A 23,965-nucleotide genomic window follows, 5' to 3' on the forward strand; every position below is an offset into this window, starting at 1 on the left:
GTCCCCGTGACCACCACCCCGACCGTCCCCCGCGTCACCGCGGCGGCCGCCCGCGCCATGGATCTGACCAAGGTCTACGGACAGGGCGAGACCCAGGTGGTCGCCCTCGACCGGGTCACCGTGGACTTCCGGCAGGGCGAGTTCACCGCGATCATGGGCCCCTCGGGCTCCGGCAAGTCGACGCTGATGCACTGCGTCGCGGGCCTGGACTCGTTCAGCTCCGGCTCGGTCCGGCTCGGCGAGACCGAGCTCGGCACCCTCAAGGACAAGCAGCTGACCCAGCTGCGCCGCGACAAGATCGGCTTCATCTTCCAGGCGTTCAACCTGCTGCCGACGCTGTCCGCGCTTGAGAACATCACGCTGCCGATGGACATCGCCGGCCGCAAGCCCGACCAGCAGTGGCTGAACCAGGTCATCGAGATGATCGGCCTCTCCGGCCGGCTCAGCCACCGTCCCGCCCAGCTCTCCGGCGGCCAGCAGCAGCGCGTCGCCGTGGCCCGCGCGCTCGCCTCCCGTCCCGAGATCATCTTCGGCGACGAGCCCACCGGAAACCTCGACTCCCGGTCCGGCGCCGAGGTCCTGGGCTTCCTGCGCAACTCGGTGCGCGAGCTCGGCCAGACCGTCGTCATGGTCACCCACGACCCCGCGGCCGCCTCCTACGCGGACCGGGTGATCTTCCTCGCGGACGGCCGGATCGTCGACGAGATGCTGCACCCCACCGCGGACGGCGTCCTCGACCGGATGAAGGCCTTCGACGCCAAGGGCCGTACGAGCTGACGCCCCGGCCGGACCGGCCGGCCGGCTCCTCGTCCCGCCCCAGACCTCCTCCTCCAGGACTCACACCCATGTTCCGTACCGCCCTGCGCAACGTGCTCGCGCACAAGGCCAGACTGCTGATGACCGTGCTCGCCGTGATGCTCGGCGTGGCCTTCGTCTCCGGCACCCTGGTCTTCACCGACACCCTCGGCAACGCCTTCCGCAGCCAGTCCGCCAAGAGCTACGACGACGTCGCCGTCGCCGTCAGCGCGCACCCCTCCCCCGAGGACGCCCAGAAGGCCCCCGGCCTCTCCCAGCAGGTCCTCGACAAGATCGGGAAGCTCGACGGCGTCGAGTCCGTCACCGGCCGGGTCGACGGCTTCGCCGGCGTCGCCGACAAGGACGGCAAGCTGATCGGCGCCGGCTGGTCCAACAAGGGCACCAACTTCGCCCCCGGCAAGGACGGCGAGGACCCGGCGTACGACTTCGGCGACGGCACCGGCCCCACGCAGGCCGGCCAGGTCGCCCTCGACAAGGACACCGCCGACAAGGGCGGCTACCGGGTCGGCGACCGCGTCCGCGTGGCCACCAACGGGCCGGTCCGGGAGTTCACCCTCTCCGGCGTCTTCACCACCGACGACGGCGCGGTCAACGCCGGCGGCAGCCTGATCCTGTTCGACAACGCCATGGCGCAGAAGCTCTACCTGCAGCCCGGCTGGTACACGGACGCCACCGTCAGCGCCGCGAAGGGCACCGACGACACGGCCCTGGTCGACCGGATCGTCCCGCTGCTCCCGGCCTCCGGCACCGCCCAGACCGGCCAGGCCCTCGCCGACCAGCAGGCCGAGGAGATCGAGAGCGGCCTCGGCGCGCTCAACCAGGTGCTGCTCGGCTTCGCCGCCATCGCTCTGTTCGTCGGCGTCTTCCTGATCTCCAACACCTTCTCCATGCTGGTCGCCCAGCGCACCAAGGAACTGGCCCTGCTCCGCGCGGTCGGCGCCTCGCGCCGCCAGATCACCCGCTCGGTGCTGCTCGAGGCCTTCCTCGTCGGCCTGATCGCCTCCGCCGTCGGCTACCTCCTCGGCATCGGCCTGGCCACCGGGCTCCGCTCGGGCATGTCCGCCTTCGGCATGAAGGTGCCCGACGGCCCGCTGATCCTGGGCGCCACCCCCGTCGTCGCGGCGCTCGCCGTCGGCGTGATCATCACCATGGTCGCCGCCTACCTGCCGGGCCGCCGGGCCGCGAAGATCCCGCCGGTGGCGGCGATGGGCAGCGTCCACGCGGTCGCCACGGTCAAGTCGCTGGTGCTGCGCAACTCCATCGGCGGGCTGATCACCGCGATCGGCGCGGCGCTGATCGTCGTCGGCGCCTCCGAGGCCGGCGACACCGGCCGGATGCTCGTCGGCGGCGGCGCGTTCTGCGCCCTGGTCGGCGTGATCATCCTGATCCCGCTGCTGTCCCGCCCGGTGATCGCGCTGCTGAAGCCGGTCCTGAAGGGCTTCGGCGTGGCGGGCAAACTGGCCGGCCAGAACGCGGTGCGCAACCCGCGCCGTACCGGCGCCACCGCCTCCGCGCTGGCCATCGGCCTCACCCTCGTCACCGGTCTGTCGGTGCTCGGCGCCACGGTCGGCACCGCCCTGGACAAGGCGACCGTCGACCAGGTCAAGGCCGACTACATGGTCACCATGGCCGACGGCGCCGGCCCGGGTATGGACGGCTCGGCCCTGGCCGCGCTGCGCAAGGCCCCGGGCGTCACCGCGGCCTCCCCGCAGCAGTCCGGCTACCTGGACGTCAAGGGCGAGTTCCGCTCGTTCTCCGGCGTCACCCCCGGCGACGTCGAGCAGGTCCTGAACCTCAAGACCGTCGACGGCGACCTGGGCTCGCTCGCCCGGGGCGAGGTCGCGGTGGCGGAGCCCACCGCGAAGAAGCAGGGGTTCAAGGTCGGCGACAGCCTGCCGGTCGTCTACAACGACAAGAAGAAGGGGACCCTGACCGTCGGCGCGATCTACGAGGAGAGCGCCTTCACCTCCCCGTTCCTGCTGGACTCCAAGATCCTGGACGCCCACGAGGAGAAGCCGTTCATCCCGCAGGTCTTCGTCCGCATGGACGGCGGCGAGAAGCCGGCCAACGAGAACGCGCTGGTCAAGGCGCTGGGCGACAACCCGGCGATGACCGTGATGGACAAGCAGGACATCCGTGACGCCTTCGGCGGCCCGATCAACCTGATGCTGAACATCATGTACGGCCTGCTCGCGATGGCCCTGCTCATCGCCGTCCTCGGTGTCGTCAACACCCTCGCGATGTCGGTGTTCGAGCGCCAGCAGGAGATCGGCATGCTGCGGGCGATCGGCCTGGACCGCCGCCGGGTGAAGCGGATGGTCCGTCTGGAGGCCGTGGTCATCTCGGTGTTCGGCGCCGTGGTCGGCATCGGACTCGGCTCGTTCCTCGGCTGGGCCGTCGGCGAGACCTTCAAGAGCAGCGTGCCCGGCTACACGCTGGTCCTGCCGTGGGACCGGATCGGGATCTTCCTGGTCCTCGCCGGACTGGTCGGCGTGCTCGCCGCTCTGTGGCCGGCCCGCAGCGCGGCCCGGCTGAACATGCTGAACGCCATCAAGGCCGAGTAGCGGAACGGCGGTACGGCGAAGGGCCGGGTTCCCCCGCGGGAACCCGGCCCTTCGCCGTACACAGGACGTACGGCCCCTCAGTCCTCCCGCTCGTCCCGCTCGGTCCAGCGCCGCGGCCGCAGCGGCAGCCCGCTCGTCCCCGACTCCGGGGTCTTCACCGCCAGGAACTGGTTCACGCCGATCCGGTTGCGCTCGAAGGAGACCGCCGAGGCGGCCATGTACAGCCGCCAGATCCGGGCCCGGCCCGGTGAGGTGAGCTTCACCGCCCGCGGCCAGTGCCGCTCCAGGTTCGCCACCCACTCCCGCAGCGTGAGCGCGTAGTGCTCCCGGATCGCCTCCACGTCGCGCACCTCGAAGCCGGCGTCCTCCAGGGTGCTCAGCGTGCGGCCCATCGGGGCGAGTTCGCCGTCGGGGAAGACGTACGCGTCGATGAACGCGTCCACGTGGTACGCGTCCTCGTCGCGCTCAGGGCGCCGGGAGATCTGGTGGTTGAGCAGCCGCCCGCCGGGCTTGAGCAGGGCGTACAGGTCGTCCGCGTACTCCCGGTACTGCACCGAGCCGACGTGCTCGGCCATGCCGATCGACGAGATCGCGTCGTACGGGCCGTCCTTCACGTCCCGGTAGTCCTGGACGCGGATCTCCACCTTGTCGGCCAGACCCTCCTCGGCGACCCGCTTGCGGGCGAAGGCGGCCTGCTCGCGGGAGAGGGTGATGCCGACGACCTCGGCGCCGAACTCGCGGGCCGCGTGGATCGCCATCGAGCCCCAGCCGCAGCCCACGTCGAGCAGCCGGTCGCCCGGCCGCAGCGCCAGCTTGCGGGCGATCAGGTCCAGCTTGTCGCGCTGGGCGTCCTCCAGCGTCCCGCCGTCGGTCCAGTAGGCGCACGAGTAGACCATGGACGGCCCGAGGACCAGCGCGTAGAAGTCGTTGCCCACGTCGTAGTGGTGGCTGATGACCTGTTTGTCGCGGGCCCGGGTGTGCAGCCGGCCGCTGCGCCGGCGCAGTTCCTCGGCCGGCGGCGGGGGCGGCGGGAAGGGGCCGGCGACCTTCAGCAGGGCCTTGGCGGCGGTCCGCAGCCGCGGGTCGAGGAGCGGATGCACGGCGTGCGTCCCGTCCTCGTCGCCGCGGTCCCAGAGCAGCCCGGCGAGCCCGTCCAGAAGCGTGTAGAGGTCGCCCTCGACGTCGATCTCACCGGCCACCCAGGCCCGCGCGAGGCCCAGCTCGCCCGGCTTCCACAGCAGCCGGCGCAGGGCCCGGCGCTGCCGGACGACGAGCACGGGTCCCCCGGCGGGTCCTGCTTCGCTGCCGTCCCAGGCACGCAGCCGGACCGGGAACGGACGCCCCAGCAGGTCCTCGGCGAGAGCGGTCAGCCGCTGTGCGGCATCGGCCATGGCGCACACCTCCGTTGATGTCGTGCCCCAGTTGTTCGTCACCAGTCACCATGGGAACACCGACGGTAGGGTTTTCAGTCCCCCTTTGCGCGCAACACCGTTCAAAACACACCGAGGGGCCGTCCGCACCACGGATGGCGGACGGCCCCTTCGGGGTTGTTCAGTTGTACGGCCGGAGCCTCAGGAGGCCTTGGCCTTCTCCGGAGCGGCCGCCTTGGCGGGCGCCGGGGCCGGCTTGGCGGCCTCGTAGAACTCCTCGCGCGGCGTCTCCATCGCACCGAGGGAGACGACCTCGCGCTTGAGGAACATCGCCAGGGTCCAGTCGGCGAAGACGCGGATCTTGCGGTTCCAGGTCGGCATGGCCATGCCGTGGTAGCCACGGTGCATGTACCAGGCGAGACGGCCCTTGAGCTTGATCTTGATCTTGCCCATGACGATCATCGCGACGCCCTTGTGCAGACCCAGACCCGCGACGGCACCCTTGTTGGAGTGCTTGTAGGTCTTCTGCGGGAAGCCGCGCATGCCGGCCACCACGTTGTCGCCGAGGACCTTGGCCTGGCGCAGGGCGTGCTGGGCGTTCGGCGGGCACCAGGCGTTCTCGATGCCGGCCTCGCGGGAGGCGACGTCCGGGACCTGGGCGTTGTCGCCCGCGGCCCAGATGTAGTCGGTGCCCTGGACCTGGAGCTTCTCCGAGGTGTCCACGTGGCCGCGGGGGCCGAGCGGCAGACCGAAGCGGGCCAGGGCCGGGTTCGGCTTGACGCCGGCGGTCCACACGATGGTGTTGGAGTCGACCTCGAGGCCGTTCTTCAGCACGACGTGGCCGTCGACGCAGGAGTCCATGGAGGTCGAGAGGTAGATCTCGATCCCGCGGCTCTCCAGGTGCTCCTTGCCGTACTGGCCGAGCTTGGGGCCGACCTCGGGAAGGATCTTGTCGGCCGCGTCCACCAGGATGAACCGCATGTCCTCGCGGCTCACGTTCTGGTAGTACTTCGCGGCGTCGCGGGCCATGTCCTCGACCTCGCCGATGGTCTCCGCGCCGGCGAAGCCGCCGCCCACGAAGACGAAGGTCAGCGCCTTGCGGCGGACCTCCTCATCGGTCGTCGAGTCGGCCTTGTCCAGCTGCTCGAGGACGTGGTTGCGCAGCCCGATGGCCTCCTCGATGCCCTTCATGCCGATGCCCTGCTCGGCGAGGCCGGGGATCGGGAAGGTGCGGGAGACCGCGCCCATCGCGATGACCAGGTAGTCGAAAGGCAGCTCGTACGCCTCGCCCACGAGGGGCGCGATCGTGGCGACCTTGCGGTCCTGGTCGATGGTGGTGACCCGGCCGGTGAGCACCTCCGCTCCGCGCACGACGCGTCGCAGCGGGACGACGACGTGGCGCGGCGAGATGCTGCCGGCGGCGGCTTCGGGGAGGAAGGGCTGGTAGGTCATGTACGACCGCGGGTCGACGACCGTGACGGTCGCCTCCGCGTAGCGCATCTTCTTCAGAATGCGCCGAGCTGCGTACAGGCCTACGTACCCACCGCCTACTACGAGGATCCTGGGACGCTCCGTGGTGCTCATGCCATCGAGTATCCACCCGCCCGGAGGGGGTCGCTCGTGCGCCCCTTCACAAGCTTCTGGACCACCTCTGCTACACTCCGCGGCCCACGTGACCCAGGTCATGTTGCCGCAAAGGAACCCGGGTGCAGGGGTGAACGTTGTTCACCCCCGTTGAACTGGCCCAGAGAGCCGTTCGTAACGCGGAACGGCCCGACACGTTCACGCGATGGAAACTTCGAGCGAACTCGGCTTCACACCTAAGAAAGAGCCCCGACAGGGGCGCGTGAGGCTCAGAAGACCGTCCTGAGACCCTCTTGGGCTCCCATCAGGGGCTTTTTCTTGTGAAGAACTTCACGAAGTTTTTCCGACGGGCTGTCGCCGGATGGCGCACGACCCGGCCCTTATGCCACCGACAGGGCGATTCCGTCGAGAATGTCGTGCTCGCTGACCACGACCTGACGGGCTCCGGTCCGCTCCATGATCTCCCGCAGGACCAGCGCGCCGGCCACGATGACGTCCACCCGGCCGGGGTGCATCACGGGGATCGCGGCCCGCTCGTCGTGGGTGGAGGCGAGCAGCCGCTCGGTGACGGCGACGACCTGCTCGTACGGGATCACGGCACGGTGGATCTTCCCGGAGTCGTACTCCGGCAGGTCCAGCGCGATCGCGGCGACGGTGGTGACCGAGCCGGCCAGGCCCACCAGGGTCTCGGCCGAGGCGAGCGGGACGGTCTGTTCGGCCAGGTCGAGCGCGGCGCGGACGTCCGCGCGGATCGCGTCGGCCTCCTCGGCGCTCACCGGGTCGTGCCGCACATGCCGCTCGGTGAGCCGGACGCAGCCGATGTCGACCGAACGGGCCGCCTCGACGTGCCTGTTGCCGACGACGAACTCGGTCGAGCCGCCGCCGATGTCCACCACCAGGTACCGCTCGTCCCCGTCCAGCTCCGACGTCGCGCCGGTGAACGAGAACGCGGCCTCCTGATCGCCGGAGATCACCTCGGGCTCCACGCCCAGGATGTCCACGACCCCGCGCACGAACTCGTCCCGGTTCTCGGCGTCCCGGGAGGCGGAGGTGGCGACGAAGCGCAGCCGCTCGGCGCCCAGCTCCTCGATCACGGCGGCGTACTCACGGCAGGCCGCGAAGGTGCGCTCCAGCGCCTCGGGGGCCAGCCGGCCGGTCCGGTCCACGCCCTGGCCGAGCCGGACGATCGTCATCCGCCGGTCCAGCTCGATCAGCTCGCCGGTGTCGGGGTGGACGTCGGCGACGAGCAGACGGATGGAGTTGGTCCCGCAGTCGATGCCCGCGACGCGCGTCATTCGGCGGCCCCCTCTTCCTTGCCGGCCTCCTTGTCGGCGCACGGCGTGACGCACGGACCCTTGGCCCACCACTCCGGCAGCATCGCCAGCGCCTCGTCGCCCAGCGGGTTCACCCCGGGGCCGGCGACCAGCGCGTGGCCGACGAGCACGTGCAGGCACTTGACCCGGTCCGGCATGCCGCCGGCGCTCGGGAAGCCCTCCAGGACCTCGATGGCGTCGCGGCGGGCGATGTAGTCCTCGTGGGCGGCGCGGTAGGCGGCGGCCAGCTCCGGGTCGGTGCCGAGCCGGGCCTGCATCTCCTTCATGACCCCGTTGGCCTCCAGCGTGCCGATCGCCGAGTTGGCCTTCGGGCACGTCAGGTAGTACGTGGTCGGGAACGGGGTGCCGTCGGGGAGCCGCGGCGCGGTCTCGACGACGTCCGGCTGCCCGCAGGGGCAGCGGTGCGCGATCGCCCGCAGGCCGCGCGGCGGGCGCCCGAGCTGTTCCTCGAACGCGGCGACGTCCGCCTCGGTGGGCGCGGTGGATTCGGTCTGCGGAGGGGGCGTTTCCATGCGTGGTCAAGTCTTCTCGTCGTCGGGGCGGGGTCGCCCCCATCATCCCTCAGCGGCGCGCGTCGGCGTGGTCGACGCCTTCCCAGAGGTCGGAGTACCAGGCGCGGCCGTCGCCGCCGGCGTCGGAGCGGGGGCGGCCCGCGGCGTCCGGGTCGTTCACGGTGAAGCCGGTCTCGCCGGGCAGCACGTAGTGCAGGTGCTCGCGGGCCAGCCGGCGGACGTACGCGGGGTCCTGCAGCCGGGCCTTCTCGTCGCGCAGCTGCTCGACCCGGTCGGCGGCCTCGGCGGCCTGCCGCTCCTGGTCGGCGATGGCGGCCTGCTGGGAGACGTACTGCCGCATCGGGTAGGCGAGCGCGACCACCAGGGAGCAGACGACCAGGGCGAGGAAGGCGGCGCGGCCGGTGAGCCGGGAGCGGCGGGCCTGCCGGCGGGTCTGGGAGCGGTAGACACGGGCGGCGGTCTGCTCGCCGAGCAGCCGCAGCCGGGTCGCGGTCGAGAACCGGTCCCGGTCCTTCGCGGCCATGTCGTACGCCTCCCCTGGTCCCCTGGTCACACGCGCGTCCCCGCACACGGTACGGGACCGAGTGCGGGGACGCGGGGAAGCTGCCCTACGGCTTGGCGTCAGCCCTTGAAGCGCGGGAAGGCGCTGCGGCCGGCGTAGACCGCGGCGTCGTCGAGGATCTCCTCGATGCGCAGCAGCTGGTTGTACTTGGCGACGCGGTCCGAGCGGGCCGGGGCGCCGGTCTTGATCTGGCCGCAGTTCACCGCGACCGCGAGGTCGGCGATGGTGACGTCCTCGGTCTCGCCGGAACGGTGGGACATCATGCACTTGAAGCCGTTGCGCTGAGCCAGCTCGACGGCGTCGAGGGTCTCGGTCAGCGAACCGATCTGGTTCACCTTCACCAGCAGGGCGTTCGCGGTGCCCTCCTCGATGCCACGGGCCAGGCGCTCCGGGTTGGTGACGAACAGGTCGTCGCCGACGATCTGGACCTTGGTGCCCAGCTTGTCGGTGAGGACCTTCCAGCCGGCCCAGTCGTCCTCGTACAGCGGGTCCTCGATGGAGACCATCGGGTACGCGGAGACGAGCTCCTCGTAGTACTCGGTCATCTCGGCGGCCGTGCGGGACTTGCCCTCGAACTCGTAGGCGCCGTCCTTGTAGAACTCGGACGCGGCGACGTCGAGCGCCAGCGCGATGTCCTTGCCCGGGACGTAGCCGGCCTGCTTGATGGCCTCCACAATGAGGTCGAGCGCCTCACGGTTGGAGCCGAGGTTCGGGGCGAAGCCGCCCTCGTCGCCGAGGCCGGTGGACAGGCCCTTGGTCTTCAGGACGGACTTGAGGGTGTGGTAGACCTCCGCACCCCAGCGCAGCGCCTCGGAGAAGGACTCGGCGCCGATCGGCGCGATCATGAACTCCTGGATGTCCACGTTGGAGTCGGCGTGCGAGCCGCCGTTCAGGATGTTCATCATCGGAACGGGCAGCAGGTGCGCGTTCGGGCCGCCGAGGTAGCGGAACAGCGGCAGGTCCGAGGCCTCGGAGGCGGCGTGCGCCACGGCGAGGGAGACGCCGAGGATGGCGTTGGCGCCGAGCGAGGACTTGTCGTCGGTGGCGTCCAGGTCGAACATCGCCTGGTCGATGAGGCGCTGCTCGGTGGCGTCGTAGCCGACGAGCTCCGGGCCGATCTGCTCGATCACGGCGAGGACGGCCTTCTCGACGCCCTTGCCGCCGTAACGGCTCTTGTCACCGTCGCGGAGCTCGAGGGCTTCGAACGCACCGGTGGAGGCGCCGGACGGAACGGCAGCACGGCCGGTGCTGCCGTCGTCGAGGCCGACCTCGACCTCGACCGTGGGATTGCCTCGGGAGTCCAGGATTTCCCGGGCTACGACGACGTCGATGGACGGCACGAGCATCTCCTTCTGGGATGTGACGTGAGAAGAGGTGCGAAGGTCTCTTGGCCTTGCGACATGAGCCTATCCGGCTCGGGGTGCCCGGCCAGTCGGTGCCCGCCCCCTGGGACGAAAAAGGACCCGAGCGCGGGCATCCCGGGCGAAAGATCTCGTACTACTCGCAAGTAACCATGCGGAAACCCCGGCCCTGCGCACACGGGGGGAGTTGCGCGCAGGGCCGGGGTGGTCACCGCGGGAGGGTCGCACGGCACGGGTGGGCCGCCGGACCCACCCGGGCCGCGAGGCTCACTTCAGGTGGAGCTGCTGGCCCGGGTAGATCAGGTCGGCGTCCTCGACGACGTCCTTGTTCAGCTGGAAGAGCCTCTCCCAGCCGCCCTTGACGTCGTGCGCGGCGGCGATCTTGCTCAGCGTGTCGCCGGCGACGACCTTGTACTCGCCGTCGCCCTTCTTGACCTTCTTGCCGGTCGGGGTGGTGACGGTCTTCTTGGCGTCGGCCTTGGCGGCCTTCTTCGCGGCCTTCGCGACGGGCTTCGGCGCGGTGCGCTGCTCGCTGCGGGTGGTCGGCTGCTCGGCCTTGCGCTCCGGCTGCGCCTGCTCGGCGGCGCCGCCGGTGTACGCGGCGTTGGACAGGCCCACGCCGCAGCTCGGCCACGCACCCTTGCCCTGGCCGGCCAGGACCTTCTCGGCGATCTGGATCTGCTGGGCCTTGGAGGCCTGGTCGGCGGTGGCCGCGAAGGCGGTGCCGCCGTAGGCGGCCCAGGTGGAGGCCGAGAACTGCAGGCCGCCGTAGTAGCCGTTGCCGGTGTTGATGGACCAGTTGCCGCCGGACTCGCACTGGGCGACGCGGTCCCACTCGGAGGCGGTGGCGGCGGACGCGTTGCCCGCGGCCATCAGCGGCGCGGCGACGGCGACACCGGCGATGCCGGCGAGCGCGACGGCGCGGGTGGCCTTGGAGGAACGGCGGTGTTTGCCCTTGCCGGAAAACAGCATGGAAGTCTCCTCACCGACGCCTGCGAGGTGAGCTGTCGGGTTCGGGCCGGAAGAGTTGCCCGGCCGCGTGCTCTCGCACGCGGCTTCACCCCGAGCCGGTCGTTCGGCCGTCATCTCTCGACGGCCGGGACCGGCACTTACCTTGGGTCCCCCGCTCCTGCCTTCGGCGCTTGACGCGACGACTGTTCCCGACGGCCGGCGGCAGGACTCGGCGTTCCGGTCGGCGGGGCCCGCGGTGGCGAGCGGTCACGACCGTAGACACAGACCCTCCGGAAGTTCAAAGACCGACATCCCGGGAAAATCGCCCGTACTTGCCTTACCGCCGGAGGTGTTTGTGCTGGTGGGAGGTGACGGAAGCAAACTTTGCGGACAGGACACGCCAGTTGGGGCGAAGAGACTCATGTCTCATTTGCGCAGAACCGGACATAAGGCGTCGAACTGCCCGCCGCTCCTACTTCTGCCGGTCGGTCAGTTCCAGGTTCTGGCCAGGGAGGATGAGGTCCGGGTCGCCCCCGACGGTCTCCTTGTTGGCCTTGTAGAGGGCGCGCCAGCCGCCGTCGAGCTCGTGCTCGGCCGCGATCTGCGTGAGGTTGTCGCCGGGCTGGACGGTGTACTCGTCCGAAGTGTCCGCCTTCTTACCCTTGGCGTCCTTGGTCTCGTCCGTACCATTAACGCCCGCTTCGTCGAGGTCGGTGCGGCCGGCGTCGCGTGTCGCATCGTCAGCCGGCGCGGCGTGACGCCCCGATTCGGACGAGTCGCCCGATTCATCCGGGTTCTCGGTCGCGGCGTCGCCGCGGTGCTTGCCCGTGCCGGGAGCGGAAGGGTCGGAGGGGGTGGCGTGGTCCTCGGCGGGCGTGGTGGGGGTGGCCGGGGCGCCGCTCTCGGCCGACTCGTCGCCCGGCTGACCGGACGCATCGGGCAGAAGGGACTTGTCGGACTTCACCTTGCCCGGGGAGTCCTCCCCGCGGTCGTCCTGATTCGCGTCCGCATCGGCCGACGTGGACGGAGTCGTCGGAGCGGTGGGCAGCACGCCACCGGGCTTCGTGGACGGCTTCAGCGTGCCGTCGTCCTTCAGGCCGACGATCGCGGCACAGGTGGCCCACGTCTTCGCCCCCTGCGCGGCCAGCGCCTTCTCGGCGACCGCGATCTGCTGGGCGCGGCTGGCGAGGTCCGGGCGGGCGGCGTACTCGGTGCCGCCGTACGAGTCCCACGTCTCCTGGGTGAACTGCAGCCCGCCGTACAGCCCGTTGCCGAAGTCGGCGCTCCACAGTCCGCCCGACTCGCACTCGGCGACCCGGTCCCACGTCGCCCCGTCGGCGGCGGAGGCGGAGCCCGCGGCGAGCAGCGGAAGGGCGAGGGCGGATCCGGTCACCCCCGCGGCGACGACGAGAGCGGGGGCCTGACGGGGTCTGCGGTGTCGTCCGTTCCCGGAGCGCATGGGGAGTGCCTTTCGCGTGACTGCTGAGGTGTCGGTGAAAGTAGCGGCATTCGAACGTGAGTCACAAGTCGATGCAGCGGAGATCACGTAAAGATCACATTCATGACGCGCCGTCAGTTGTACGGGACGGTGAACTCCACCGGAAGCGTGCGCAGGCCACGCATAATCAGCCCGCCGCGCCACCGCAGTTCGGCCGGATCGGCCCCAAGTCGCAAGTCCGGCAAGCGAGTCAGCAGCGACGCGAGCGCAATCTGGCCCTCCAGACGGGCCAGCGGGGCGCCCAGACAGTAGTGGATCCCGTGCCCGTACCCGAGGTGCTGATTGTCGCGCCTCGACAGATCGAGAATGTCCGGCTCGGCGAACCGCTCCGGGTCCCGGTCGGCGGCCGCGAGCACCACCAGGACCGGGTCGCCGGGCCGGATGTCCTGCCCGCCCAGGGTGAGCGGCTCGGTGGCGAACCGCCACGTCGCCAGCTCCACGGGACCGTCGTACCGCAGCAGCTCCTCCACGCCGGTGGCCAGCAGCTCCGTCTCACCGGCGGCCAGGGACGCCTGCAGGCGCTCGCGCTGCTCCGGGTTGCGCAGCAGCGCGTACACGCCGTTGCCGATGAGGTTCACGGTGGTCTCGAAGCCGGCGAAGAGCAGGATGAAGGCCATCGCGGCGGCCTCGTTCTCGGTGAGGTGCTCGCCGTGGTCCGAGGCGCGGATGAGACCGGAGATCAGGTCGTCGCCCGGATCGAGACGCTTGCGGTGGATCAGCTCGGCGAGGTAGCCGCGCATCTTCTTCACCGAGCGCGCCACTCCCCCGCGGGGACCTCCGCCGTGCCGGATCATCATCCCGGCCCAGTCCCGGAAGTCGTCCTGGTCCTCGCGGGGGACGCCGAGCAGATCGCAGATGGCGTAGATGGGCAGCGGGAAGGCGAACTCGTGGATGAGGTCCGCCGTGCCCACCGCGCCCTTCTCGCCGCCGTGGTGCTTGGAGACGATGTCATCGATCAGCCGGTCGGTCAGCTCCTGCACCCGCGGCTCGAACTCGGCGACCCGGCGCGGGGTGAACGCCTTCGACACGAGCCGGCGCAGCCGGGTGTGGTCCGGCGGGTCGATGTTCAGCAGATGCGTCATCAACTCGGCCTTGCGCTCGCCCGGAATGCCGGTCTTGCCCTTGGCGTGCGCGGGCTCGTCGTGATGCGCCGGATTCTTCGACAGCCGCTGGTCCGCCAGCGCCTGCCGCGCGTCCCCGTACCGCGTCACCAGCCACGCCTCCACGCCACTGGGCAGCGTCGCCCTGTGCACGGGCGCGTGCTCCCGCAGCCAGGCGTAGGCGGGGTAGGGATCGGTGGCGAACTCCCAGCTGAAGAGTTCGGGGGCAGGGCTCTGACTCACCCTGCGACGTTACCCCTGCTCGACCGCGCGGATCGCGTCGCGGTACGCCCGGCCGGCGGCGCGCAGCGCGGCCTCCGGGTCGACGCCCTCGGCCTCGGCACGGACCGCGAGGGCCAGCAGCTCGTAGCCGATGCCGTCGCCGGACGGCAGGGCCACGTCCAGGCCCGCCGTACGGACCCGGCCCGCGAGCTTGGCGGCGAGCGCCAGACCGGGCTGGCCGAGCGGGACTCCCTCCGTGACGGAGTCGCGCTGCTTCTCGACGGCCTTGGTGCGCAGCCAGTGCTCCTTGACGTCCTCCGGCGTCTCCGCGTGCGCGTCGCCGAAGACGTGCGGATGCCGGTGGATCAGCTTCTCGACGATCCCCCCGGCGACGTCGTCGATCGAGAACGCCTCGTCCGGGTCCTCGTACTCCTCGGCGATCCGGGCGTGGAAGACGACCTGAAGCAGCACGTCGCCGAGCTCCTCGCGCAGTTCGTCCCGGTCCCCGTCCTCGATCGCCTCGACGAGCTCGTACGCCTCCTCGATGCCGTACTTCGCCAGGCCCTTGTGCGATTGCCGCGAGGACCAGGGGCACTCGCGCCGGATCCGGTCCATCACCTGCACCAGGTCCAGCAGCCGGGCGCCGGGCAGATCGTACGAGCCGGGCAGCAGCTCCAGGTCGGGCATGGCGACCCGGCCGGAGCCCGCCAGCCGGGCGAGCCCGTCGGTCAGCGGCTGGTCGCCCTCGCCGGACGCGAGCACCACGACCGTACGGCCGCCGGCGCAGGCGTCGACGAGGTCCTGCGCGGAGGGGCCGACGTACTCGACGGCGACCCCGGCCTCGCGCAGATACGGCAGCTGGGGGTGGTGCTCGTCGGCGCACAGCACCCGGTCCGCGGCGTGCAGCGTCTGCCACGCGGGCCAGGACAGCAGTCCGGGGGCCACGCGGTGGCTGGCGGTGAGCAGGACGATGCGGCCGGGGCTTTCAGCGTTCACCCCTCGAACCTACCGCGCGCTCAGGACTGGATCGCCGGGGCCTGCTGCGTGCGCTGCCGGATCCACGGCGCGTCGTACGTACCGAGCTGGATCTTGGCGTCGTCCCAGGTGCCGTACCGCGGGTTCACGTCGATCGAGAGCGACTTCGACGCCTCCGTGAACACCTCCGTCAGCTTCTTCTGGCCCTCGGGGGAGTCCGTCGCGCCGATCTTCTCGGCGACCTTGTTCATCAGGATCTGGCGGCGCACCGCCGCGTCGATCTGGTCCGGCGCGATGCCCTGCTGCTGGAGCAGCATCGTGGCGAGCCGCTCCTCGCCGCCGGCCTGCGCCGCCGCCTGGGCGCGGGTCCGCTGGATCTCGGCGCGGGTCGCGCTGACACCGTGGTCCTTCGCGACCCGCTCCACGATCCGGTCGAAGATCATGCCGTTGAGCTTCTCGCGGCTGAGGTCGCCGGTGGCCTGCAACAGCTGCGCCGCCTGCGGCGAGGCCTGCTGCGCGGCCCGCACGTCGCTCACCTGCGCCTGGAGACTGGAGACCTCGATCCGCTGTCCCCCGACGACGGCCGCCGCGCCTGGGTGCGCGTCGGAGCCGCAGGCGGTGAGAAGGGGGGCCGCGACGAGGAGCGCGGCGGAGACGGAGAGCGCAGTGCGGCGGTGCAAAGGAGCCTCCCGGCGTGGGTCGTTCGTCGTCCTGATCGAATTACGACCTTGCGGTGATCGATGTTAGGCAGTCGCCGTGGCCCGGGCCACTACTTCGTCGCGACTGTCTCGACCAACGACTCGTGCGTTCGGGTGGTGTCGGCTCCAAGCATGATCGTTCGGGAGAGCAGAAACGTCACGGGGACGGCGGCCGCGGCCGCGAGGAGCGGCGCGTACCTGGCGGAGAACCCGGCCAGGTCCACGAGCACGTAGACGCCGACGGTGGTGATCACGAAGTTGGCCGCGTTGGTGAGCGGGAAGAGCAGGAACTTCCGCCAGGTCGGCCGGGTGCGGTAGGTGAAGTACGAGGTCAGGAAGAACGAGCCGACCATCGACAGCAGGAACGCGAGCGCATGCGCGGCGAGGTACGGCAGCCGCAGCCCGAACATCAGGTACAGCCCGTAGTACGTGCCCGTGTTCACCGCGCCGACCAGCGCGAACCGGACGACCTGCCAGGTCGTGCGGGTTGTACTGGTTGCGCCGGTTGCGGTCATCGGCGTACGAGCTCCTGCCTGTCCTGCTTCCTCTGTTGCTGGGGCACCGTCCCCGTGTTCGTCGCCTTCACCAGGAAGTGCGGCCGGCGCTTCACCTCGTAGTAGATACGCCCGACGTACTCGCCGACCAGCCCCAGCATCACCATCTGCACGCCGGAAAGCGCGGTGACGGTGACGAGCAGAGTCACATAACCGGGGGTGTCGACTCCGTTCACCAGGGCGACACCGACGATCCAGGCCGCGTACGCCAATGCCACGGAAACGAGGATCAGACCGAGATAGACCGCGGCGCGGAGAGGCTTGTTGTTGAACGAGAGCAGCCCGTCGAGTCCGTAGTTGAGCAGCTTTCCGAAGCTCCATTTGGAGCGGCCCTGCTCGCGCACCGCATTCTCGTACTCGAAGGTCGTGGAACGGAATCCGACCCAGGCGAAAAGGCCCTTGGAGAAGCGGTTGTACTCGGTCAGCTCCAGGATCGCGTCGACCGTGCGCCGGGACAGCAGCCGGAAGTCGCCGACGCCGTCGACCAGCTCCACGTCCACCAGCCGGTTGATCAGCCAGTAGTAGGCGCGGGCGGTGAGCGTGCGGGTGACCCGGTCGCCCTTGCGGGTGCGCTTGGCGATGACCTGGTCGTATCCCTCGGCGTACAGGGCGAGCATGCGGTGCACGAGCTCCGGCGGATGCTGGAGGTCGGCGTCCATGATCACGACGGCGTCGCCGCCCGCGTGCTGGAGGCCGGCCAGCATGGCCGCCTCCTTGCCGAAATTACGGCTGAAGGAGACGTAGCGGGCGCGGGAGTCGGCCTCCGCTATCTCCTCGAGTATGGGGAGCGTCCGGTCGCGGCTTCCGTCGTCCACGTAGATCAGCTCGAATTCTCCGTCGAGGGTGGAGAGTTCCGCCGTCACATGGTCGTGGAATCGACCGATGATCTCCTCTTCGTTGAAGCACGGGACCACAATCGAGATCAGCACGGGGAAACGACAGTGCACGGGCATGTCGCAGGCGGATTCGACACATGGCGGGTGTCCCACGAGCAGACGACGATTGCATGAACTGGCCCGATTTCCGGACCATTCAGCGATCACCGCTGTCATATTCGAGCTGTCATGCGCAGACCGTCACTGTCACTACTGTCACCTTCGCCGGCGTCTTCACCGACGTTGTCGGCACCATCGCCGTCGCCGTCGCCGTTTGCTCGTCCCGCCGTCGTGGCCGGGCTGATCACCGCCCTCGCCCTGTGCCTCGGCGACGCGGCCGGCCGCACCTTCCCCTTCGGGTCCCGCACCCGCGCCGTCAACGACCTGGGCAACCAGTTCGTCCCGTACCACGCGCACTTGTGGGACCTGCTGCACGGGAAGGCCGACGGCGGCCTGCTCCTGAACTGGGGCTCCGGCTTCGGCACCAGCTTCCTGCCGGACCTCGGCACGTACCTGACCAGCCCGTTCGCGCTGCTCGTCGGGCTGTTTCCGCGCGCGGACGTGGACCTCGCGGTGTACGTGATCACGGTCCTGAAGACGGCGACGGCCGCGGCGGTGATGGCGGCCCTACTGCCGGCCATGCGCCCAGGCATGTGGTGGGGCGCGGCGGTCCTCGGAGCCTCGTACGGGCTGTGCGGCTGGTCGCTGATCGAGGCGAACTACAACCCGATGTGGCTGGACGGCCTGATCGCCTTCCCGCTGTTGTGCCTGGTCGGCGAATGGGTACGGGCCGGGCGGCGCCCGGTCCTCGGGCCGGCGACGGTGGCCCTGGCGTGGGTCGCCAACTTCTACACGGCGTACATGGCGACGCTCGCCGCGGCGCTGGTGCTGCTGGTGCGGCTCGCGGCGGCGCGGGAGCTGCGGCCGGGGACCGTGGCGCGGGCCGCGGGGACGGTGCTGCTGGGCGTGGGGCTCGCCGCGCCGGTGCTGGTGCCGGTGTTCCTCAGCTCACGGCAGGCGTACCCGGGCTGGACGCGGGGGTTCGAGGCGGCGTCGCTGCCGGACGCGCTGGCGCGCACGCTGCCCGCGACGTACGGCTTCTCCTCGCCGGCGCTGTTCCTCGGGACGGGGGCGCTGCTGCTGGCGTGCGCGCTGCCGTTCCGCCGGGACGTGCCGCGGCGGGAACGTTTGCTGTGGACGGGTCTTGCGGCCGGGGTGGCGCTGTCGCTGCAGTGGCAGCCGACGCATCTGGTCTGGCACGTGTTCGCCACGCCGAACGGCAGCCCGTACCGGCAGTCGTTCGTCCTGGCCGGGGTGCTGGTGCTGACCGCGTGGGCGGGCCTCTCGTACGGCCTGCCGGACCGGCGGGCGCTGCTGGGCGGCGCGGGAGTGGTGACGGTCCTCGCGGCGGGCGGGGCGGCGAGCGAGCTGGTGTCGGTGTGGACGTACCCGTTCTTCGCGGCGGGCCTGACGGCGACGGTCGCCGGGCTGGTACTGGCGGGGGCGGGGCGGCGCGGCGGCCGGGTGGCGCAGGCGGGGGCGGGGAGACGAGGGCGGGCCGTGGTGGCGCTGACGCTCGTGGCCGGGGCGCTGATCGGGCAGTCCGCGGTGACGACGGCGTACGCGGACCGGGCGAAGCGCGCCCGGCTGGACGACTACCCGGCCTGGGGCGAGGAGCACGACGCGCGGGCGACGGCGCTCGCCGCGGCGGACGGCTGGCCCGCGTACCGCACGGACCCCGGACGCCTCCAGCTCACCGGCAACGACCCGCTCCTGCTCGGCGGCCAGGGCGCGGGCTACTACAGCAGCCACACCCCGGACGTCCTCACCCGCACCTGGTCGGCCCTCGGCGCGGGCTGGACCTCCCGCGGCCGCAACCTCCAGAGCCTGGACAACCCGGTGACCGACGCGCTGTTCGGCGTGGGCGCGCGGTGGCGGGACGGGGCGGTCGTACGGACGGAGGACGTGCTGCCCCTGGTGACGGTAAGAAGGGAAGGGGCGGGGTCGGAGGCGATCCGGTACGGGAACTCCCCCTTCCGCAACCAGGAGGCGCTGCTCGGGGCACGGATGTACGACGAGCCGGCGGACGGAGTGTGCCGGGTGGGCACGGAGGTCTACCTCTGGGCCCCCGACTTCACGGGCACGGCGCGACTGGGCCCGACGGGAAGGCCGGTGGAACTGAAGGGCGGCGCCCCGAAGAGGCGAGCGGCGCTGACGTCGCTGGGCGTCCAGGAGAAAGCGGGCGCGAAGCCGACCCTGGACGGCACGGGCCCGTCGGCGGGCGTGGGCTGCCTGGACCACGCCCGGCTGCGTGCGGCGGTGCGCGGACTGCGGGCGACGGCGCCCGCCTCGGTCGAGGTCACGGACACCGGAGTGACCGCCCGACTGCGCCGCGGCACCCGGGGAACGGTCGTCATCGCGGCCCCCCGCATCCCCGGCTGGCACTGCGGAAACCTCCCGACGGAGTCGTACGGCGGCCTCCTGGCCGTCCACCCGCCCGCCGACCGACCGTCGGTCCACTGCACCTTCCGCCCCCCGGGCCTACGGGCGGGACTGGGGGTGGCAGGGGTGGCGGGGGTGGTGCTGATGTTGGCGCTGGTGCATGGTGCGCCGAGGGACTTCGGCGGGCGCAGCAGGTCACGGAAGCAAGGTGAGCGCGGCGACGTGCCGAGGCCGCACAGCGCGGAAGTGCCGGTGGTCGATCGTCGCGACGTCCACCGCACCGAGCCGTTCAGCAACAGCGATCACTGAGGCGTCAGCAGCCCCGAGGGGAAAGTCCGCGTACTGCTCCACCAGAGCGGCCATGCGCGAGAGATCCGCCGCCACCAGCGGCACCAGGCTCAGCTCATCCGACTCGAGCGCCCGAAGGAACATGGCCTCGGCCCGTGCGCCACTGCGGCTCGCCAGGAGATAGCAGACCTCCGTGAGCACGGGGGCCGGCACCAGCAAGGGTCCCGGATGACTCTCCAGGAGATCCACGCACTCCTGGTGCCGATCGTCCTTCGCGTTGAAGGCGGCGACGATCGGGCCCGTATCGCAGACGATCACTGACTTCGGCCGCCCATTTCCTCACGAAGAATGTCGGACGACCGAGTGGCCAGATCAGCGTCCGCCTCGATCGCCCCGGCGAAAGACAGGCGCCTGCGTCTCGGCTGCTCGGCCGTGAGGGCGTCGGCCTCCCCGTCCATGTCCCCGTCCCGCATGCCGTCCGTGCTATCCGTATTGTCCACGACAAGCTGCAGGACCACGGACCGCACAGCCTCTGCCTGCTCCGGCCGCAATCTGTCGATCAGGCGGTGGAGCTCCGGGTAATGGTCATGGGCCACGCTCATGCGTCGAGTCTAACGAGGAGCCCCGCATCCGCGTGAGGTCATGCGCGACGCGAGTCGGCTCCCCCTCCCCGGGCGTCCTCTATGAATGCTCCTGCGCGAAGTGGCGGCGCAGGAGGACGTTCGCGTCCGTCTCCGCACTCCGGTCACCCCGCAGCCGCGCCGCCCGACGCTGCTCGGCGAGCAGCGCGCAGGGCACGCAGTGACGCAGCGGCTCGGGCGGCCGGCCCAGATCCGGCACCGGCTCCTGAGGCCCGGCGGCCGCCTCGCGGGCGGTACGCCCGTTGGCGGCACGGACACCCGCGCGCAGCCGCTCCTCGGGGGACGCGGGGCGGAGGTCGGCGGGATCGGCCTGCCATTCGGGGCCGCCGCCGCCGAGCGGGCGGAGCAGGGCGAAGGGCCCAGCGATCCCTCTGAACTCGCCTACCACACAGGCGGCTTCGTCGTACAGCACATCTCCGCATTCCATGGCTTCCGCTCCTCCGCGTGAACTACGCTCAGTGACCCGGGCGCTACGAGAATGGCCCCGGAAACGGGGAACGAAGAGCGCGGACGGGCGGTGCTTCCCAGGTCGCGGCGGTAGTTCCACATGTTCCACACGTGCCACAAGGGGAGTGCGCGATGCCGGCGAGGCGGGTGGTCACGGGACGCAGCCAGGAACCGCGCAAGCGGTTCGCGGAGGAGCTGCGGAAGCTCAGGCTGGAACGCAAGCTGAGCTTCAGAGCGTTGGGCAACGCGCTGGGCTGGGACGCGACGCTGTTCTCCAAGCTGGAGAAGAACGAGACATTGGGCGGCCCGGAGGTCGTCCAGGCGCTGGACACGTATTACGGGACGCCGGGGTTGCTGCTGGCGCTGTGGGAGCTGGCGGCGGGGGATCAGTCGCAGTTCAAGGAGCGGTATCGGCGATACATGCTGTTGGAGGCCGAGGCGCTGAGCCTCTGGCACTACGCGGTGAGTATCGTGCCTGGCTTGCTTCAGACCGCTGCGTACGCACGCGAGGTACTGGCACTGGGCGGTGCAAGCGGAGAGGACTTGACCCGCGAGGTCGGCGCGCGCATAGGGCGACGCGATCTGCTGCTGGGGGATTCCGCACCACCGTTCCGCTCGATCCTGTCGGAGACGGTGCTGCGCACACCTCTAACGGACAGGAATGAGTGGCGCGAGCAGCTGGAGCACCTGCTCGCCATGGGAGAGCGCCGCAACATCACGCTCCAAGTGCTACGGCAATCCGCCGGACTTCCCGCCCTGACGAACACGCACACCATGTTCCTGAAGCTCACTGACGGCCGCACTGTTGCGTGGGTGGAGACCGCGTACTCCGGCGATCTCGTCGAGGAAACGGCCTCCGTCGAGCGCCTTCAGCTCGGCTACGATCAGGTCCGTGATCTGGCCCTTTCCCCGGTAGATTCACGGAAGTTCATCGCGGAGATGGTGGAGGAAGCAGCGTGCGATCAGTTGATCTGAGCACTGTCACGTGGCGCAAGAGCTCCTACAGCAACCCCGACGGCGGGGAGTGCCTGGAAGTCGCCGACAACCTCCCCCTCGTCCCCGTCCGCGACAGCAAGAACCCCGCCGGCCCCGTCCTGCTCTTCGAGCCGGCTGCGTGGGCGTCGTTCGTCACGGGCCTCATAGTGAACGCCCCGGCTGATCGCCCGTAGGGACGGGCTCTCGGGGCGGGAGTTGCTCGTGGGCTTCTGGTGGGGCCGCCCTCTGATCGAGTGTGGCGACTGGAAGGGGAGCGTCAAGGGCGCTCCTCCGTCGCGTCGCTTCGCGATTCCGCTGACGCTCCACCCTTGACCCACCCCTTCCACCCGCTGCTTCACACTCGGAGGGCGGCCCGGGGGCCGGGCCCACGCAGGGGGCGCGGGGGTGCCTGAGCAAGTAAGGCGACCGGCCGTTGGGTGGGGGTCGGGGAGGCGCGGCAGTTGAATGGGGTGCCCAATGCCGTCTCGGCGACCACCGGCCGTCGCGGGGCGGAGCCGCATGCCCCGCTGGTCAATGTCCGCGGGGGCGAGAAAGAAAGTGCTCACGAAGGTACGGCGCTACGTACCCGTCTTGCGCGCTCTGGGCCGGCTGTTCAGGGCTCGTCGGAGAAGCGCACTCGCACTGCGAGGAGGCCGCCCGACGCATCCAGGTCGGCGATCACCGGGAAGAATCCATCGCCCCAGCTCGTCATTGCGCACAGCACTCGGGCATCACCAAGTTCCATGGACCCGGCCTCGACGTGCGAAGCACGTACCTCGCGCATGATCTGCCAGTGATGGGAGTGCGGTCGGAAGTCCACCGCCATGCGCCGTCCGGTCTCGCTCTTCCATCTCAACAGAGCGCGTGCTCTGTCCATTGCCTCCGAGACGGGCAGGCCGGTCCACCCGCGAGTACCGTCCTCGCCGGGCTCACCCAGTTCGGGTGCGGCGAACGTCGCGGCCGCTGCGTCTGCCGCGGCACCCCAGAACGCCACATCGGCCAAGCCGTCCACCGGCTCATCGTGCTGCCAGACGTTCAGGGCGTCGACATCGCCGAAAAGCACACGCGCCCAGTCCACGCCGATGTCACCCAAGGAAACCGATGACGTCACTTGGCCCTCGCCCATCCGGATCGAGATCTCGGACCACCGTTCCCCGACACCGTCGCCGTGATCGACCCGTGTAGCCAGCACGGGCAGGTGCCGGCTTCGGGGTACGCCACCTACTGCAACGACGGGCACCCCGAACATCAAAAAGCTGCCACCGCCCTCTTCGCCCGTCCGGCGGGCCCTGTGGGCATGTGCCTCCCGAACCGGCAGGGCCTCCAGCCGGGCGTCGAGGCCGGCAGATCGGCAGTGTCCATCGAAAGTCGCCTCGAATTCGGCGGCTTTCGAGGCCGGGATGTCATGGAGCCTGGTGCCTGGCTGCCGGTCAAAGGTCCGAGCGGCTTCGCAGGCGTCCGGCCCGGTGACCACGAAGTCGACGGCGTCCGTGACGCCCGCGGCCATGGCAGCGTCTTCGACACCCAGGAGAGCCGGATCGATGTCCGCCGGCGACCGGTCCCCGCTCCACAGGCCCAGGTGACCACCGTCAATGAGTACCAGGGTGCCGGACGGGCAACTGATGGTCCCCAGCTCAAACATCTCTGCCATGGCGCGCGAGTCTACGGCCACCCGGCCGTGCACCTTTCCGCGCACCGTCCTGTGCACCTTCACGCGAACGCCGACAGCGGTTGGCTGTCGTTTCGATGCTCTTAACTCCGCCAAGCGATACGGACGTGACCAGACGAGTCCCATGTGACTGGCGAGACTTCACCCCTCGCTCCAGTGGCGCGAAACGACGGAGTCCGGTTCCCCACCCCTCCCCACCAGCCCCTCCCGCCCCACCGGGCAATGACCAGCCGGGCATGAAGCCCCGCCCCGCGACGGCCGGTGGTCGCCGAGACGGGATTGGGCACCCCATTCAACTGCCGCGCCTCCCGCCCCCCGCCGGCCCGCCGGCCGCCCGCCGAACCCCAGCCACAGCACAGGCCCTGCGCGGCCCCGCCCCCCGGCCGCCCTCCGAGTGTGAAACAGCCCCCTCCGGCGGGCCGTCAAGGGTGGAGCGACAGCGGAATCGCGAAGCGACGCGACGCAGGAGCGCCCTTGACGGCCCGACGGAGGGGGCCACACTCGACAAGAGGGCGGCCGCACCAGAA

General features: G+C 70.6%; 22 protein-coding genes and 1 riboswitch. Of the genes, 5 read left to right on the forward strand and 17 right to left on the reverse strand.

Features of this window, described 5'->3' with window-relative positions:
* Nucleotides 1-6 precede the first annotated feature (6 nt).
* Both ACGFMM_RS06910 and ACGFMM_RS06915 read left to right on the forward strand, forming a co-directional pair.
* The gene (locus tag ACGFMM_RS06910) at nucleotides 7-777 is read left to right on the forward strand and encodes an ABC transporter ATP-binding protein (RefSeq protein ID WP_393643852.1); all 771 of its coding nucleotides are present in this window, start codon (nucleotides 7-9) and stop codon (nucleotides 775-777) included.
* A gap of 68 nt (nucleotides 778-845) precedes the next feature.
* Complete coding sequence (locus ACGFMM_RS06915) at nucleotides 846-3,380, forward strand: ABC transporter permease (RefSeq protein WP_393643854.1); 2,535 nt, start codon at nucleotides 846-848, stop codon at nucleotides 3,378-3,380.
* Between the two features lie 77 nt (nucleotides 3,381-3,457).
* Here ACGFMM_RS06915 and ACGFMM_RS06920 read toward each other — a convergent pair whose 3' ends face one another.
* The 13 genes from ACGFMM_RS06920 to ACGFMM_RS06980 form a co-directional block, all read right to left on the reverse strand.
* Nucleotides 3,458-4,771 (reverse strand): class I SAM-dependent methyltransferase, encoded by a 1,314-nt coding sequence (locus ACGFMM_RS06920; protein WP_393643856.1) that lies wholly within the window; start codon nucleotides 4,769-4,771, stop codon nucleotides 3,458-3,460.
* Between the two features lie 180 nt (nucleotides 4,772-4,951).
* Complete coding sequence (locus tag ACGFMM_RS06925; RefSeq protein WP_393643857.1) at nucleotides 4,952-6,334, reverse strand: NAD(P)/FAD-dependent oxidoreductase; 1,383 nt, start codon at nucleotides 6,332-6,334, stop codon at nucleotides 4,952-4,954.
* A 380-nt stretch (nucleotides 6,335-6,714) separates the two neighbouring features.
* Nucleotides 6,715-7,629 (reverse strand): exopolyphosphatase, encoded by a 915-nt coding sequence (locus ACGFMM_RS06930; protein WP_393643859.1) that lies wholly within the window; start codon nucleotides 7,627-7,629, stop codon nucleotides 6,715-6,717.
* Nucleotides 7,626-8,180, reverse strand: coding sequence for a DUF501 domain-containing protein (locus ACGFMM_RS06935; protein WP_393643861.1), 555 nt, complete (start codon nucleotides 8,178-8,180; stop codon nucleotides 7,626-7,628). The genes ACGFMM_RS06930 and ACGFMM_RS06935 overlap by 4 nt, the downstream gene beginning before the upstream one ends.
* Before the next feature lie 49 nt (nucleotides 8,181-8,229).
* Nucleotides 8,230-8,703 carry a septum formation initiator family protein gene (locus ACGFMM_RS06940; RefSeq protein ID WP_393644695.1) on the reverse strand — a complete coding sequence of 158 codons (474 nt, stop codon included), beginning with the start codon at nucleotides 8,701-8,703 and terminating at the stop codon, nucleotides 8,230-8,232.
* A gap of 98 nt (nucleotides 8,704-8,801) precedes the next feature.
* Nucleotides 8,802-10,088: a phosphopyruvate hydratase gene (eno, locus tag ACGFMM_RS06945; protein WP_393643863.1), complete on the reverse strand. Its 1,287-nt coding sequence runs from the start codon at nucleotides 10,086-10,088 to the stop codon at nucleotides 8,802-8,804.
* A gap of 282 nt (nucleotides 10,089-10,370) precedes the next feature.
* Nucleotides 10,371-11,075 (reverse strand): transglycosylase family protein, encoded by a 705-nt coding sequence (locus ACGFMM_RS06950; protein ID WP_393643865.1) that lies wholly within the window; start codon nucleotides 11,073-11,075, stop codon nucleotides 10,371-10,373.
* A gap of 2 nt (nucleotides 11,076-11,077) precedes the next feature.
* A riboswitch (cyclic di-AMP (ydaO/yuaA leader) is annotated at nucleotides 11,078-11,254 on the reverse strand.
* Between the two features lie 272 nt (nucleotides 11,255-11,526).
* Entirely contained in the window at nucleotides 11,527-12,513 is a 987-nt protein-coding gene (locus ACGFMM_RS06955; RefSeq protein WP_393643867.1) for a transglycosylase family protein, read from the reverse strand.
* A gap of 113 nt (nucleotides 12,514-12,626) precedes the next feature.
* A complete protein-coding gene (locus ACGFMM_RS06960) occupies nucleotides 12,627-13,895 on the reverse strand; it encodes a cytochrome P450 (RefSeq protein ID WP_393643869.1) in 1,269 nt (422 codons plus the stop codon).
* 9 nt (nucleotides 13,896-13,904) lie between these two features.
* Entirely contained in the window at nucleotides 13,905-14,870 is a 966-nt protein-coding gene (locus tag ACGFMM_RS06965; protein ID WP_393643871.1) for a nucleoside triphosphate pyrophosphohydrolase, read from the reverse strand.
* Between the two features lie 20 nt (nucleotides 14,871-14,890).
* Complete coding sequence (locus ACGFMM_RS06970; protein WP_393643873.1) at nucleotides 14,891-15,529, reverse strand: SurA N-terminal domain-containing protein; 639 nt, start codon at nucleotides 15,527-15,529, stop codon at nucleotides 14,891-14,893.
* Between the two features lie 89 nt (nucleotides 15,530-15,618).
* Nucleotides 15,619-16,062: a GtrA family protein gene (locus ACGFMM_RS06975; protein ID WP_393643875.1), complete on the reverse strand. Its 444-nt coding sequence runs from the start codon at nucleotides 16,060-16,062 to the stop codon at nucleotides 15,619-15,621.
* The gene (locus ACGFMM_RS06980) at nucleotides 16,059-17,030 is read right to left on the reverse strand and encodes a glycosyltransferase family 2 protein (RefSeq protein ID WP_393643877.1); all 972 of its coding nucleotides are present in this window, start codon (nucleotides 17,028-17,030) and stop codon (nucleotides 16,059-16,061) included. The genes ACGFMM_RS06975 and ACGFMM_RS06980 overlap by 4 nt, the downstream gene beginning before the upstream one ends.
* 135 nt (nucleotides 17,031-17,165) lie before the next feature.
* Between ACGFMM_RS06980 and ACGFMM_RS06985 the strand changes: the two genes are divergently transcribed.
* Nucleotides 17,166-19,727: a YfhO family protein gene (locus ACGFMM_RS06985; RefSeq protein WP_393643879.1), complete on the forward strand. Its 2,562-nt coding sequence runs from the start codon at nucleotides 17,166-17,168 to the stop codon at nucleotides 19,725-19,727.
* On the opposite strand, the gene ACGFMM_RS06990 is transcribed toward ACGFMM_RS06985, so the two are convergent.
* The 3 genes from ACGFMM_RS06990 to ACGFMM_RS07000 form a co-directional block, all read right to left on the reverse strand.
* Nucleotides 19,614-20,024 (reverse strand): type II toxin-antitoxin system VapC family toxin, encoded by a 411-nt coding sequence (locus ACGFMM_RS06990; protein WP_393643881.1) that lies wholly within the window; start codon nucleotides 20,022-20,024, stop codon nucleotides 19,614-19,616. The genes ACGFMM_RS06985 and ACGFMM_RS06990 overlap by 114 nt on opposite strands.
* Nucleotides 20,021-20,308: a hypothetical protein gene (locus tag ACGFMM_RS06995; protein ID WP_393643883.1), complete on the reverse strand. Its 288-nt coding sequence runs from the start codon at nucleotides 20,306-20,308 to the stop codon at nucleotides 20,021-20,023. Before ACGFMM_RS06995 ends, ACGFMM_RS06990 begins: the two co-directional genes overlap by 4 nt.
* Nucleotides 20,309-20,387: 79 nt before the next feature.
* The gene (locus ACGFMM_RS07000) at nucleotides 20,388-20,774 is read right to left on the reverse strand and encodes a hypothetical protein (protein ID WP_393643885.1); all 387 of its coding nucleotides are present in this window, start codon (nucleotides 20,772-20,774) and stop codon (nucleotides 20,388-20,390) included.
* Nucleotides 20,775-20,926: 152 nt separating this feature from the next.
* On the opposite strand from ACGFMM_RS07000, the gene ACGFMM_RS07005 reads away from it, so the two are divergent.
* Both ACGFMM_RS07005 and ACGFMM_RS07010 read left to right on the forward strand, forming a co-directional pair.
* Nucleotides 20,927-21,769, forward strand: coding sequence for a helix-turn-helix domain-containing protein (locus ACGFMM_RS07005; protein WP_393643887.1), 843 nt, complete (start codon nucleotides 20,927-20,929; stop codon nucleotides 21,767-21,769).
* Nucleotides 21,751-21,963 carry a DUF397 domain-containing protein gene (locus tag ACGFMM_RS07010; RefSeq protein WP_393643889.1) on the forward strand — a complete coding sequence of 71 codons (213 nt, stop codon included), beginning with the start codon at nucleotides 21,751-21,753 and terminating at the stop codon, nucleotides 21,961-21,963. The genes ACGFMM_RS07005 and ACGFMM_RS07010 overlap by 19 nt, the downstream gene beginning before the upstream one ends.
* Before the next feature lie 419 nt (nucleotides 21,964-22,382).
* Here ACGFMM_RS07010 and ACGFMM_RS07015 read toward each other — a convergent pair whose 3' ends face one another.
* On the reverse strand, nucleotides 22,383-23,420 hold the full coding sequence (locus ACGFMM_RS07015) for a hypothetical protein (RefSeq protein ID WP_393643891.1): 1,038 nt from the start codon (nucleotides 23,418-23,420) through the stop codon (nucleotides 22,383-22,385).
* Nucleotides 23,421-23,965: the final 545 nt, after the last annotated feature.

This window comes from Streptomyces sp. NPDC048604 (assembly GCF_043199435.1).
GTDB lineage: Bacteria > Actinomycetota > Actinomycetes > Streptomycetales > Streptomycetaceae > Streptomyces.

Coding starts and splice junctions, on each gene's coding strand:
- ACGFMM_RS06915 (WP_393643854.1), top strand. CDS start 846: ATGTTCCGTACCGCCCTGCGCAACGTGCTCGCGCACAAGGCCAGACTG.
- ACGFMM_RS06920 (WP_393643856.1), bottom strand. CDS start 4,771: ATGGCCGATGCCGCACAGCGGCTGACCGCTCTCGCCGAGGACCTGCTG.
- ACGFMM_RS06925 (WP_393643857.1), bottom strand. CDS start 6,334: ATGAGCACCACGGAGCGTCCCAGGATCCTCGTAGTAGGCGGTGGGTAC.
- ACGFMM_RS06930 (WP_393643859.1), bottom strand. CDS start 7,629: ATGACGCGCGTCGCGGGCATCGACTGCGGGACCAACTCCATCCGTCTG.
- ACGFMM_RS06935 (WP_393643861.1), bottom strand. CDS start 8,180: ATGGAAACGCCCCCTCCGCAGACCGAATCCACCGCGCCCACCGAGGCG.
- ACGFMM_RS06940 (WP_393644695.1), bottom strand. CDS start 8,703: ATGGCCGCGAAGGACCGGGACCGGTTCTCGACCGCGACCCGGCTGCGG.
- eno (WP_393643863.1), bottom strand. CDS start 10,088: ATGCTCGTGCCGTCCATCGACGTCGTCGTAGCCCGGGAAATCCTGGAC.
- ACGFMM_RS06950 (WP_393643865.1), bottom strand. CDS start 11,075: ATGCTGTTTTCCGGCAAGGGCAAACACCGCCGTTCCTCCAAGGCCACC.
- ACGFMM_RS06955 (WP_393643867.1), bottom strand. CDS start 12,513: ATGCGCTCCGGGAACGGACGACACCGCAGACCCCGTCAGGCCCCCGCT.
- ACGFMM_RS06975 (WP_393643875.1), bottom strand. CDS start 16,062: ATGACCGCAACCGGCGCAACCAGTACAACCCGCACGACCTGGCAGGTC.
- ACGFMM_RS06985 (WP_393643879.1), top strand. CDS start 17,166: ATGCGCAGACCGTCACTGTCACTACTGTCACCTTCGCCGGCGTCTTCA.
- ACGFMM_RS06995 (WP_393643883.1), bottom strand. CDS start 20,308: ATGAGCGTGGCCCATGACCATTACCCGGAGCTCCACCGCCTGATCGAC.
- ACGFMM_RS07000 (WP_393643885.1), bottom strand. CDS start 20,774: ATGGAATGCGGAGATGTGCTGTACGACGAAGCCGCCTGTGTGGTAGGC.
- ACGFMM_RS07005 (WP_393643887.1), top strand. CDS start 20,927: ATGCCGGCGAGGCGGGTGGTCACGGGACGCAGCCAGGAACCGCGCAAG.
- ACGFMM_RS07015 (WP_393643891.1), bottom strand. CDS start 23,420: ATGGCAGAGATGTTTGAGCTGGGGACCATCAGTTGCCCGTCCGGCACC.